The sequence below is a fragment of the Streptomyces sp. NPDC048269 genome (assembly GCF_040652395.1).
In the GTDB taxonomy this organism is placed as follows: domain Bacteria; phylum Actinomycetota; class Actinomycetes; order Streptomycetales; family Streptomycetaceae; genus Streptomyces.
Genome location: NZ_JBEZLW010000035.1, coordinates 17,788 through 30,724 on the forward strand (window position 1 = coordinate 17,788; position 12,937 = coordinate 30,724).

The window sequence follows — 12,937 nt, forward strand, 5'->3', positions numbered from 1 at the left end:
CCATCATGATCGGTCGCATTCCCGTGCTGGACGTCCGCCCCGCCGTCGACTGCGGCGCCAGACCCGCCAAGGCGGTCGTGGACGAAGTTTTCGAGGTCTCCGCCACCGTGTTCCGCGAGGGACACGACGCCGTCTCCGCGCACGTCGTGCTCCGAGACCCGAGCGGGCGGCTCCGGCCCCCCGTACCCATGCGCGAGCTCGCCCCCGGTACCGACCGGTGGGGGGCCCGGGTGTCCGCCGGGGCCGAAGGGAGGTGGACGTACACCGTCGAGGCGTGGAGCGACCCGGTGGCCACCTGGCGGGCCCACGCGGCGATCAAGATCCCCGCCTGTATCGACACCGGCCTCACCCTCCTCGAAGGCGCCGAGCTCTACGCGCGCGCCGGCGCCCGGATCCCCAAGCGCGACGGCCGCGAGGCCGTACTGGCCGCAGCCGAGGTGATGCGCGACGAGGACCGGCCCGCCGCCGAGCGGTACGCGGCCGCCCTGGACCCGGCCGTGGACGCGGCGCTCGCAAAGCGCCCGTACCGGGAGCTGGTCACCTCGGCCAAGGCGCTGCCCCTCCTCGTCGAGCGCAAGCGGGCCCTCTTCGGTTCCTGGTACGAGATGTTCCCCCGGTCCGAGGGGGCCGTCGTCGAGCCCGGCGAGGCCCCGGTCAGCGGGACCTTCCGGACCGCCGCCGAGCGGCTGCCCGCGATCGCCGCGATGGGCTTCGACGTGGTGTACCTGCCGCCCGTCCACCCGATCGGGAGCACGTTCCGCAAGGGACCGAACAACACCCTTTCCGCCGGTAGTTGGGACCCGGGCGTGCCCTGGGCCATCGGCTCCACCGAGGGCGGCCACGACGCCGTGCACCCCGAGCTCGGCACCATGGAGGACTTCGACGCCTTCGTCGCGCGCGCCCGCGAGCTGCGCATGGAGATCGCCCTGGACTTCGCCCTCCAGTGCTCCCCCGACCACCCGTGGGTGGAGAAGAACCCGCAGTGGTTCCGCCACCGCGCCGACGGGACGATCGCGTACGCCGAGAACCCGCCGAAGAAGTACCAGGACATCTACCCGATCCACTTCGACACCGACATGGCCGGCATCGTCGAGGAGACCTGCCGGATCCTGCGGCACTGGATGGACCACGGCGTCCGCATCTTCCGGGTCGACAACCCGCACACCAAACCCGTCGTCTTCTGGCAGAAGGTGATCGCGGACATCAACAAGTCCGACCCCGACGTGATCTTCCTTGCCGAGGCCTTCACCCGTCCCGCGATGATGCGCGCCCTGGCGGCCGTCGGCTTCCAGCAGTCCTACACGTACTTCACCTGGCGCAACACCAAGGCGGAGATCACCGAGTACCTGACCGAGCTGTCCGACACCCCGTCAGCCTCCGTGATGCGGCCGAATTTCTTCGTCAACACCCCCGACATCCTCCACGAATACCTTCAGCGCGGCGGCCGCCCCGCCTTCGAGGTGCGCGCGGTGCTCGCCGCCACCCTGTCCCCGGCCTGGGGCATCTACGCCGGCTACGAACTCTGCGAGAACACCCCGGTGCGGGAGGGCAGCGAGGAGTACCTGAACTCCGAGAAGTACGAGTTCCGGCCGCGCGACTGGGCCGCCGCCGACCGCGAGGGCCGCACCATCGCCCCGCTGATCACCGCCCTGAACCGGATGCGCCGCCGCAACCCCGCCCTCCAGCAGCTGCGCGACATCCATTTCCACTCGACCGACAACGAACAGGTGATCGCCTATTCGAAGCATGCCGGGGCCAATTCCGTACTGGTGGTCGTCAACCTCGATCCGCACCACACCCAGGAGGCGACGGTCTCGTTGGACATGCCGGTACTCGGCCTCGACTGGCACGGGTCCCTCGCGGTGCGCGACGAGCTCACCGGCGAGACCTATCACTGGGGCAGGGCCAACTACGTGCGCCTAGAGCCGGGCCGCACGCCCGCGCACGTACTGGCGGCTCTGCGACCGTCCCCGCCCACCGGAGGGTCACCCACCACATGATGATCAACGATCCCGTCCACGACACCTTCGAGGACACCCCCGCCAAGGACCGCGATCCCGACTGGTTCAAGCGGGCCGTCTTCTACGAGGTCCTCGTCCGCTCCTTCCACGACAGCAACGGCGACGGCGTGGGGGACCTCAAGGGGCTCACCGCCAAGCTGGACTACCTCCAGTGGCTCGGCGTCGACTGCCTCTGGCTGCCGCCGTTCTTCGCCTCACCCCTCCGCGACGGGGGCTACGACGTCTCCGACTACACCTCGGTGCTCCCCGAGTTCGGCGACCTCGCCGACTTCGTGGAGTTCGTGGACGCCGCGCACCAGCGCGGCATGCGGGTGATCATCGACTTCGTGATGAACCACACGAGCGACCAGCACGAGTGGTTCCAGCAGTCCCGCAAGGACCCCGACGGTCCGTACGGCGACTACTACATGTGGGCAGACAACGACAAGCAGTACCAGGACGCCCGCATCATCTTCGTCGACACCGAGACCTCGAACTGGACGTACGACCCGCTGCGCAAGCAGTACTACTGGCACCGCTTCTTCTCGCACCAGCCGGACCTCAACTTCGAGAACCCGGCCGTGCAGGAGGAGATCATCTCCGCCCTCCGCTTCTGGCTGGACCTCGGCATCGACGGGTTCCGGCTCGACGCCGTCCCGTACCTGTACGCCGAGGAGGGCACCAACTGCGAGAACCTGCCGCGCACCCACGAGCTGCTCAAGCGGGTGCGGGCGGAGATCGACGCGCACTACCCCGACACGGTGCTGCTCGCCGAGGCCAACCAGTGGCCCGAGGACGTCGTCGACTACTTCGGGGACTTCACGAAGGGCGGGGACGAGTGCCACATGGCCTTCCACTTCCCCGTCATGCCGCGCATCTTCATGGCCGTGCGAAGAGAGTCCCGCTACCCCGTCTCCGAAATCCTGGCCAAGACCCCGGCGATCCCGGACCGCTGCCAGTGGGGCATCTTCCTGCGCAACCACGACGAACTCACCCTCGAAATGGTCACGGACGAAGAGCGCGACTACATGTACGCCGAGTACGCCAAGGACCCGCGGATGCGGGCCAACATCGGCATCCGGCGCCGCCTCGCCCCGCTCCTGGACAACGACCGCAACCAGATGGAGCTGTTCACCGCCCTGCTGCTGTCGCTGCCGGGCTCGCCGGTGCTCTACTACGGCGACGAGATCGGCATGGGCGACAACATCTGGCTGGGCGACCGCGACGGTGTGCGCACCCCGATGCAGTGGACCCCGGACCGCAATGCCGGTTTCTCCTCCTGCGATCCGGGCAGGCTGAACCTGCCGGTCATCATGGACCCGGTCTACGGGTACCAGGTCACCAGTGTCGAGGCCGCGATGGCATCGCCCTCCTCACTGCTGCACTGGACCCGCCGGCTGATCGAGATCCGCAAGGCGAACCCCGCCTTCGGACTCGGCTCGTACACCGAACTGCCCTCGTCCAACCCGGCGGTACTCGCGTTCCTGCGCGAGTTCGGGGACGACCTGGTGCTGTGCGTGCACAACTTCTCGCGCTTCGCGCAGCCCACCGAGCTGGATCTGCGGTCGTTCAACGGGCGGGTCCCGGTGGAGCTCACGGGTGATGTGCGCTTCCCGCCGATCGGCGAGTGGCCGTACCTGCTGACCCTGGCGGGACACGGCTTCTACTGGTTCCGCCTGCGCACCGAGCAGCGCGCCGAGCAGTAGCCGGGTACGGGGCGGGCAGCGCGAATGGGTCAATCGCCCGCCCCTGTACGGATCATCCTGACCCGACACTCGCACACGCCGGAGAAGCAACTGCCGCACATCCGGGACACTCTGCGCACTCTGTGACGGCCCGGGGAAAGGACGCGACGCCATGTCGGAGGCTGCATCCGCCCGGAGCCGGCTGACGGCCGACCGGGCCGCCGGGCTCACCGGGACGGCCGGGCTCGGCCCACTGGAACCGATGCTGCGGGCCTGGCTGCCCGCACAGCGCTGGTTCGCGGGCAAGGGCCGCGCCATCAGCACGCTCAGGGCCGTCTCGGCGGCCGAGCTGCTGCCGCCGGGGTCCACCCCCGGACTCCTGCACCTGCTCCTCGACGTCGACGGGGACTGCTACCAACTCCTGCTGGGCATCCGCCCGTCCCTGCCGCCCGCGCTCGCGCACACGCTGATCGGGCACGCCGAGGACGGCCCGTACGCGGGCCGCGCGGTGTACGAGGCACTGGGCGATCCCCGGCTCGCCGCCATGCTGCTGGAACGATTGCGCTCCCCCGGCAGCCTGGGCCCGCTGCGCTTCGACCGGGACCCGGACGCGCCCGTCCCGACGGGTCTGGCACCCCGGCCGCTGTCCGGTGAGCAGACCAATTCCTCGCTGATCTACGGGGATTCGTACATCCTGAAGGTCTTCCGCCGGGTGGGCCCCGGGGTCAATCCGGACCTGGAACTGCCCAGGGCGCTCGCCGCCGCCGGCTGCGCCCGCGTCCCGGCGCCCGTCGCCTGGTACGAGGCCGAGCTGCCCGGGAGCGAGCCGCTGACCCTCGGCGTGCTCCAGCCGTACCTGCGCGGCTCCGACGACGGCTGGCAGCTCGCCCTGCGCCGGCTGGACGCCGGGGAGGACTTCACCGCCGAGGCGTACGCGCTGGGCCGGGCCACCGCCGAGGTGCACAGCGCGCTCGCCGCCGCCCTGCCCACCGTCGCCCTCGGTCCGGAGCAGACCGCCCGGCTCGCCGCCGGGATGACGGCCCGGCTGGCCGCCACCGCCCGGGAGGTGCCAGCGCTGCGGCCCTACGAAGCGGGGCTGCGGGGGGCGTTCGACGCGCTGGCCGCCTCCCGCGGGGCCGGGGTGCCCGCCCAGCGGATCCACGGGGACCTCCATCTGGGGCAGACCCTGCGCACCCTCGACGGCTCCTGGTCGTTGATCGACTTCGAAGGAGAGCCGGCCCGGCCGCTGGCCGACCGGCGCCGCCCCGAACCGGCCGTGCGCGACATCGCCGGGATACTGCGCTCCTTCGACTACGCCGCGCGCTCGCACCGGCCGTTCGCCCCCGCCTGGGCGGACGACTGCCGGGCCGCCTTCTGCGAGGGCTACGCCCGCACCACGGGCCGCGACCCGCGCGAGGACCCCGTACTGCTGCGCGCGTACGAGACCGACAAGGCGGTGTACGAAGCCCGTTACGAGTCCCGGCACCGCCCCGACTGGCTACACGTCCCGATGGCCGCGATCCGACGGCTCTCGGAGCCGCAGCGGCCGGCCCACCGGGTGCCCCCGAACCCGCCCGCCCCCGGCTCCATCTCCGCCCACCCCCAACCCCATCAGAAGCCCCCGAGGAGGCCGCTCGCGTGAGCGCCGCACGACAGCCGTCACCGACCGTCCGCGACGAGACCGCACCCGTCCCGGCGTCCACCAAGAAACCGCGCGCGCCCCGGGCCCGCCGCGCCGCCCCGCCCCACGGGGTCCGGCCGGCGCACCCGCTCGGCGGGGAGGAACGGGCCCGGCTGCTGGAGGGCCGCCACCACGACCCCCACGCGGTACTGGGCGCCCGTGCCCAGCGGGGCGGCGTGGCCTTCCGCGTACTGCGCCCGTACGCCAAGACGGTCACGATCCTCGCCAAGGGGCTGCGGACCGAGCTCGTCGACGAGGGCGACGGGCTGTTCTCCGGGCTGCTGCCGCTGAGCGGGGTGCCGGACTACCGGCTGCTGGTGGCGTACGACAGCGACGAGATCGAGATCCACGACCCGTACCGGTTCCTGCCCTCGCTCGGCGAGCTGGACCTGCACCTGATCGGCGAGGGCCGCCACGAACAGCTGTGGAAGGCGCTCGGCGCCGAGCCCATCGAGCACCAGGGGGTGGCCGGCACCCGCTTCACGGTGTGGGCGCCCAACGCCCAGGGGGTCCGGATCGCCGGTGACTTCTCTTACTGGGACTCCGTCGCCTACCCGATGCGCTCGCTCGGGTCGACGGGCGTGTGGGAGCTGTTCCTGCCCGGCGTGGGCGCCGGGGCGCTGTACAAGTACGACATCACGCGCCCCGACGGCAGCCACACGCTGCGCGCCGACCCGATGGCCCGCTCGGCGGAGGTCCCCCCGGCGAACGCCTCGCGGGTGACGGCCTCCACCCACGTGTGGCGGGACGCGGAGTGGATGGCAAACCGCGGCGCCCGCGCCCCGCACCAGGCTCCCTTCTCGGTGTACGAACTGCACCTGGCGTCCTGGCGGCCCGGGCTCTCCTACCGGCAGCTCGCCGAGCAGCTGCCGGCGTACGTGAAGGATCTCGGATTCACGCACGTGGAGCTGATGCCGGTCTCCGAGCACCCCTTCGGCGGCTCCTGGGGCTACCAGGTCACCGGCTTCTACGCGCCCACCTCCCGGATGGGCAGCCCGGACGACTTCCGCTTCCTGGTGGACGCGCTGCACCGGGCCGGGATCGGGGTGATCGTCGACTGGGTGCCCGCGCACTTCCCGCGCGACGACTGGGCGCTCGCCGAGTTCGACGGGCGGCCGCTGTACGAGCACCAGGACCCGCGGCGGGCCGCGCACCCGGACTGGGGGACGCTGGAGTTCGACTACGGCCGCAAGGAGGTCCGCAACTTCCTCGTCGCCAACGCCGTGTACTGGTGCGAGGAGTTCCACGTCGACGGACTGCGCGTGGACGCCGTGGCCTCGATGCTCTACCTCGACTACTCGCGCGGTGAGGGCGAGTGGGCGCCCAACGAGCACGGCGGGCGGGAGAACCTGGACGCGGTGGCGTTCCTCCAGGAGATGAACGCCACCGTGTACCGGCGCTGCCCGGGCGTGGTGACGATCGCGGAGGAGTCCACGGCGTGGGCGGGCGTGACCCTGCCGACGGACGCGGGCGGGCTGGGCTTCGGCCTGAAGTGGAACATGGGCTGGATGCACGACACGCTGCGCTACATGTCGAAGGAGTCGGTGCACCGCAAGTACCACCACCACGACATGACCTTCGGGATGGTCTACGCCTTCAGCGAGAACTTCGTGCTGCCGATCTCGCACGACGAGGTGGTGCACGGCAAGGGCTCGCTGGTGTCGAAGATGCCCGGCGGGGACTGGTGGCAGCAGCGGGCCGCGCACCGGGCGTACCTGGGCTTCATGTGGGCCCACCCGGGCAAGCAGCTCCTCTTCATGGGCCAGGAGTTCGCCCAGGGGTCGGAGTGGTCGGAGACGTACGGGCCGGACTGGTGGCTGCTGGACGACTCCTACGCGGCGGCCGGCGACCACCGGGGCGTGCGCAGCCTCGTGCGCGACCTGAACCGCACGTACACGGCGGCGCCCGCCCTGTGGGAGCGGGACTCCGTGCCGGAGGGCTTCGCCTGGGTGGAGGCCGACGCCGCGGAGGACAACGTCTTCGCCTTCCTGCGGTACGCGCAGGACGGCTCGCAGCTGCTGTGCGTGTCGAACTTCTCGCCGGTGGTCCGGCACGGGTACCGGCTCGGTGTCCCGGAGGACGTGGCGCTGTGGCGGGAGGTCCTCAACACGGACCAGGAGCAGTACGGCGGCAGCGGCGTGCGCCACCTGCAGCCGCTGCGGCCCGAGCCGGTGCCCGCGCAGGGCCGGCCGGCGAGCCTGCGGATGACGCTCCCGCCATTGGCGACGGTCTGGCTCAGGCCGTAGGGACCTGGACCGGGGTGGCCGTCAGCTGCTCCTCCAGCTCCTGGAGGAGCCGGCGCTTGGCCCGGGCGCCGACGATCTGCTGCACGGGCTCGCCGTCGCGGAAGACGAGCAGGGTCGGCATGGACAGCACCCCGTACCGGGTGACGGTGGCGGGGTTGCGGTCCGCGTCGATCTGCACGACCTTGAGGCGGTCGGCCTCCTCGGAGGCGATCGCGGACAGCACGGGGGCGAGCTGGCGGCAGGGGCCGCACCAGTCCGCGGTGAACTCGACGAGTACGGGCCTCCCCCGCTCGCCGAGCACCTCCGCCTCGAAGTCCATGTCGGTCACTTCCGCGACACCCTGTGCGTGGATCATTTCGTGTCCCCTTCTCGTGTCGGTCGTGGGTGCGGGCCGTTCAGCCCGTCATCTCGCAGCGCGGGACGGCCGCCTCCCCGGCGGCCTCCTCCGCGTCGGCCAGCCGGCGCGCGACCTGCTCCCGTACGTCGGCGAGCTGGCCGATCAGGCCGTCCAGCTCGGCGAGCTTGCGCCGGTACACGGCGAGCGAGGCCGGGCAGGAGTCCCCGTCCGGATGGCCTGCCCGCAGGCAGTCCACGAAGGGCCGGGTCTCCTCCAGCTCGAAGCCGAAGTCCTGGAGCATGCGGATCTGACGCAGCAGCCGCAGGTCGTCCTCGTCGTACGTGCGGTAGCCGTTGTCCGACCGCCGCGCGGGCAGCAGCCCTCGCGACTCGTAGTACCTGAGTGTCCGGGTGCTGGTCCCGGCCCGCTCCGCCAGTTCGCCGATGCGCATGGACCGACCGTATTCCTTGACGCCGACGTCAAGGCAAGGGGAGGCAAGGGTGGGGGTGACCCGGTGATCCGGTGATCCTTGGAGGGGCCCTCGCCACCCCCGTCGGCGAGGGCCCCCTCCAGGGATCACGCACGGGAAGGACGTCCGGTTCAGGTTTGTGTGGGGCCTGTGAGGGGCCTTGCGCGGGAAGGCGTTGGCTGGAACGGTACGGGTGTAGTCGATCTTCGGGTGCACCGATTACCGGACAGTCGCAGAGGAACCCGATAAAAGCCGCTAACTCCATAGGACTTTCCTACGAGTTATGGGCTTGTTTGTTTGGTCTGTAGGCGCCACAGCCTGGCCACTTCTACGGTGTGCCGTGTGCACTCCAGCCCACCTTTCAATGCCCCCGCCGCGCGTCGCCTGCGCGCGGCCCTGGGCATGGCTCCCGGTCATGTCGCCTATGGCCTGCGTGCCCAGTACGGACTGATCGTCGCGCCCGAGACCGTGTTGGCCTGGGAACGTGGCGAGATATCACCCACCTCGGCGGAGCTCACGGCACTCGCCGGCGTCCTGTGGTGTTCGCCCGGGGAGCTGCTGGCCGAGCCGGTCACCCTGCGGGAGCACCGGATCGCCAGGGGGCTGGCCGCAGAGGAGCTGGCCCGGCGGATCGGGCTGGAGACGAACGCGTACCAGAAGATGGAGGACACCGGGCGCTGGAAGGGCAACGAGCGGCAGTCCGCCTCCCTCGCGACGGTGCTGGGGCTGACGCTGGCCCAGTTCGTGACGGCCACCGGCAAGCAGGAGGAGCTTGCGGACCTGCTGCGCAGTGCGGTGACCACGCGCTGGCAGGCGTACGTGAAGCCGCTGGGCAAACTGCTGCCGATCCCCAAGGCCAATCTGGAGCAGGTGCTGGAGCACCTGCACGGGGACTACCAGTCCCGGATGGTGGCGACGCTCAGCTGGGGCGGTGGCCAGGGAGAGGCGGGCAGTGGGGACGCGGGCCGGGAGTTCCTCGCCGAGATCGTGGACCGGTTCTGGTACGTCGCTGGCGGCGGCCGGTAGACCGGCCGCGGCGGCCGGCGGTCCGGATCAGGACAACGGAAAGGCCCCGGCGCGCTGTGCTCCGAGGCCTTTCGGCACAGCATCGGGCAGGAGGTCCCGCCGCGACGGGCCGGAGGCCCCGCCACGAGGGGGCGGAGGTCCGGGTCGGTCGCGGGGCGGTCAGAAGACCGACTCGGCCTCGTACATGCGGGCCTCGGGGACGGTCTTCAGCGCGGTGACGGCCGAGGCCAGCGGGGCCATCACGATGTCGGTGCCGCGCAGGGCGGTCATGTTGCCGAAGTCGCCGCGGTGGACGGCCTCGACGGCGTGCCAGCCGAAGCGGGTCGCGAGGACGCGATCGTACGCCGTGGGGGTGCCGCCGCGCTGGACGTGGCCGAGGATGACCGGACGGGCCTCCTTGCCCAGGCGCCGCTCCAGTTCGACCGCGAGGCGGTTGCCGATGCCGGCGAAGCGCTCGTGGCCGTACGCGTCGATCGCGCCCTTCTCGTACGGCATGGAGCCCTCGGCCGGGTGCGCGCCCTCCGCAACGCAGATGACGGCGAACTTCTTGCCGCGGGAGAACCGTTCCTCCACCATCTTCACCAAGGCGTCCACCTCGAACGGGCGCTCCGGCAGGCAGATCCCGTGGGCGCCGCCGGCCATGCCGGACTCCAGGGCGATCCAGCCCGCGTGGCGGCCCATGACCTCGACGACCATGACGCGCTGGTGCGACTCGGCGGTGGTCTTGAGCCGGTCGATGGCCTCGGTGGCGACCATGACGGCGGTGTCGAAGCCGAAGGTCCGGTCGGTGGAGGAGATGTCGTTGTCGATGGTCTTCGGTACGCCGACGACCGGCATCCCGGCGTCCGACAGCATCCGGGCCGCGGTCAGGGTGCCCTCGCCGCCGATCGGGATGAGGGCGTCGATGCCGTACCGCTTCGACAGTTCCTGCGCGTTCTCGGCGGCCTCGTGCAGGCGTGCGCGCTCCATGCGGGCGGATCCGAGGATCGTGCCGCCGCGGGCCAGGATGCCGCTGACGGCATTGATGTCGAGCGAGCGGAAGTTGCCGTCGAGGAGGCCCTTGAAGCCGTCCTCGAACCCGATGACCTCATCCCCGTGCCCGACCAGGGCGCGGTGTACGACCGACCGGATGACAGCGTTGAGGCCCGGACAGTCGCCGCCTGCGGTGAGAACTCCGATACGCATCGTGCTGTGTCTCCTGCCGTACATATGAAGGGCGTAATGGTGAAGCCTGTCCGATTGTTCCACGGGCCCGGGGTGCGGCGCGTCTTCTGGTGCTCCGCCCTCCAGGCCTTTCGGCCCCTCCGGCCAGGCCTTTTCCTGGGGAGCGTCTTACTCAGCGGCAGGGGTATTGTCAAGAGGTCAGCCAGACTAAATCGACATTCACAGCAAGGACGGAGAGCACGCGTGACGCGCAGCGTGTACGTGACCGGCATCGAGCGGGGGGACGGCCGCCAGGTCGTCGAGCTGGGGATCATGGAGCTGCTGACCCGGCAGACGGGCCGGGTCGGCGTCTACCGCCCGTTGCTCCACGACGGACCGGACCGGCTCTTCGATCTGCTCAAGGCCCGCTACCGGATCGATCAGGACGCGGCGACCGCCTACGGCATGGAATACGACGAGGCCTCGGCGATCCTCGCCGAGAAGGGCACCGACGAGCTGGTCTCCCGGCTGGTCGACCGCTTCCACCGGGTGGCCCGCGACTACGAGGTCATGCTCGTCCTCGGCACCGACTACGCCGAGACCAACCTCCCCGACGAGCTCGCACTCAACGCCCGCCTCGCCAACGAGCTGGGCGCGGTCGTCGTTCCCGTCGTGGGCGGCACCAAGCACCCCGCCGAGGCCGTGCGCGCCGAGGTCCGCAACGCCTACCGCGCCTACGAGAGCCTGGGCTGCCACGTCGTCGCGATGGTCGTCAACCGGGTGGCCGCCGAGGACCGCGACCTCATAGCCGGGCGCCTGGCCGCCCGGCTCCCCGTGCCCTGCTACGTACTGCCGGACGACAAGTCGCTGTCCGCACCGACCGTCGCCGAGATCACCCGCGCGCTCGGCGGCGAGGTGCTCCTCGGCGACGAGGCCGGGCTGGCCCGCGACGCGCTGGACTTCGTCTTCGGCGGCGCCATGCTGCCGAACTTCCTGAACGCCCTGACCCCCGGCTGTCTGGTCGTCACCCCCGGGGACCGCTCCGACCTGGTCATCGGGGCGCTGGCCGCGCACACCTCGGGCACCCCGCCGATCGCCGGTGTGCTGCTCACCCTGAACGAGCGCCCGGGCCCGGACATCCTGACGCTCGCCTCGAAGCTCGCGCCGGGCACGCCCGTGGTGTCGGTCGCCGGCAACAGCTTCCCGACCGCCGCCGAACTCTTCGCGCTGCAGAGCCGCTTGAACTCCGCGACCCCGCGCAAGCTGGAGACCGCGCTCGGACTCTTCGAACGGCACGTGAACACGGGCGAGCTGCGCGACCTGCTCTCGGTGGCCCGCTCGGAGCGCGTCACCCCGATGATGTTCGAGCACGAGCTGCTGGAGCGGGCCCGCTCCGACCGCCGCCGCGTCGTGCTGCCCGAGGGCACCGAGGAGCGCGTGCTGCGCGCCGCGGACGTGGTGCTGCGCCGGGGGGTCTGCGACCTGACCCTGCTGGGCGAGGAACCGGCGATCCTGAAGAAGGCCGCAGACCTCGGCATCGACATCTCGGCCGCGCAGCTCATCGATCCGGCGACCTCCCCCCTGCGGGAACGTTTCGCCGAGTACTACGCCAACGTCCGCGCCCACAAGGGCATGACCGTCGAGCTTGCCAACGACGTGGTCACCGACGTCAATTACTTCGGCACCCTGATGGTCCAGGAGGGCCTGGCCGACGGCATGGTCTCCGGCTCGGTGCACTCCACCGCCGCGACCATCCGCCCGGCCTTCGAGATCATCAAGACGAAGCCGGAGGCCTCCATCGTGTCGTCCGTCTTCTTCATGTGCCTGGCCGATCAGGTCCTCGTCTACGGCGACTGCGCGGTCAACCCGGACCCGAACGCCGAGCAGCTCGCCGACATCGCCGTCCAGTCGGCCGCCACCGCCGCCGCCTTCGGCGTCGAGCCGCGGATCGCCATGCTCTCGTACTCGACCGGCACCTCGGGCAGCGGCGCGGACGTGGACAAGGTCCGCAAGGCCACCGAGCTCGTCCGCGAGCAGCACCCCGGTCTGGCCGTCGAGGGCCCGATCCAGTACGACGCGGCCGTGGAGCCCTCGGTCGCCGCGACCAAGCTGCCCGAGTCCGAGGTGGCCGGCCGCGCGAGCGTGCTGATCTTCCCCGACCTCAACACCGGCAACAACACGTACAAGGCCGTGCAGCGCTCGGCGGGCGCCGTGGCGGTCGGCCCGGTGCTCCAGGGTCTGCGCAAGCCGGTGAACGACCTCTCGCGCGGCGCGCTCGTCCAGGACATCGTCACCACGGTTGCCATCACCGCGATCCAGGCACAGGGCGCGCCGGCGCCCACCGCCTGAC

At 71.0% G+C, this 12,937-nt stretch carries 9 protein-coding genes; 6 read left to right on the plus strand and 3 right to left on the minus strand.

Features of this window, described 5'->3' with window-relative positions; translation table 11 throughout:
- The first annotated feature begins 5 nt into the window (after positions 1-5).
- The 4 genes from AB0D48_RS28310 to glgB all read left to right on the plus strand — a co-directional run bounded on the left by AB0D48_RS28310 (position 6) and on the right by glgB (position 7,612).
- Positions 6-2,000 (plus strand): alpha-1,4-glucan--maltose-1-phosphate maltosyltransferase, encoded by a 1,995-nt coding sequence (locus AB0D48_RS28310; RefSeq protein WP_362402870.1) that lies wholly within the window; start codon positions 6-8, stop codon positions 1,998-2,000.
- Positions 1,997-3,706 (plus strand): maltose alpha-D-glucosyltransferase, encoded by a 1,710-nt coding sequence (treS, locus tag AB0D48_RS28315; protein WP_362402873.1) that lies wholly within the window; start codon positions 1,997-1,999, stop codon positions 3,704-3,706. Before AB0D48_RS28310 ends, treS begins: the two co-directional genes overlap by 4 nt.
- Positions 3,707-3,857: 151 nt before the next feature.
- A complete protein-coding gene (locus AB0D48_RS28320; RefSeq protein ID WP_362402876.1) occupies positions 3,858-5,327 on the plus strand; it encodes a maltokinase in 1,470 nt (489 codons plus the stop codon).
- On the plus strand, positions 5,324-7,612 hold the full coding sequence (gene glgB / locus AB0D48_RS28325; RefSeq protein WP_362402879.1) for a 1,4-alpha-glucan branching enzyme: 2,289 nt from the start codon (positions 5,324-5,326) through the stop codon (positions 7,610-7,612). Before AB0D48_RS28320 ends, glgB begins: the two co-directional genes overlap by 4 nt.
- Here the strand turns inward: glgB and AB0D48_RS28330 are convergent.
- Together AB0D48_RS28330 and AB0D48_RS28335 are read right to left on the minus strand one after the other, a co-directional pair.
- Positions 7,602-7,967: a thioredoxin domain-containing protein gene (locus tag AB0D48_RS28330; RefSeq protein WP_362402882.1), complete on the minus strand. Its 366-nt coding sequence runs from the start codon at positions 7,965-7,967 to the stop codon at positions 7,602-7,604. The genes glgB and AB0D48_RS28330 overlap by 11 nt on opposite strands.
- Positions 7,968-8,007: 40 nt before the next feature.
- Positions 8,008-8,400, minus strand: coding sequence for a MerR family transcriptional regulator (locus tag AB0D48_RS28335; protein ID WP_362402885.1), 393 nt, complete (start codon positions 8,398-8,400; stop codon positions 8,008-8,010).
- 351 nt (positions 8,401-8,751) lie between these two features.
- On the opposite strand from AB0D48_RS28335, the gene AB0D48_RS28340 reads away from it, so the two are divergent.
- Positions 8,752-9,444 (plus strand): XRE family transcriptional regulator, encoded by a 693-nt coding sequence (locus AB0D48_RS28340; RefSeq protein ID WP_362402888.1) that lies wholly within the window; start codon positions 8,752-8,754, stop codon positions 9,442-9,444.
- Between the two features lie 159 nt (positions 9,445-9,603).
- Here AB0D48_RS28340 and AB0D48_RS28345 read toward each other — a convergent pair whose 3' ends face one another.
- A complete protein-coding gene (locus tag AB0D48_RS28345) occupies positions 9,604-10,629 on the minus strand; it encodes an ATP-dependent 6-phosphofructokinase (RefSeq protein WP_362402891.1) in 1,026 nt (341 codons plus the stop codon).
- A gap of 222 nt (positions 10,630-10,851) precedes the next feature.
- Here AB0D48_RS28345 and pta point away from each other — a divergent pair, with 222 nt between their 5' ends.
- Positions 10,852-12,936 carry a phosphate acetyltransferase gene (pta, locus tag AB0D48_RS28350; protein WP_362402894.1) on the plus strand — a complete coding sequence of 695 codons (2,085 nt, stop codon included), beginning with the start codon at positions 10,852-10,854 and terminating at the stop codon, positions 12,934-12,936.
- Position 12,937 lies beyond the last annotated feature (1 nt).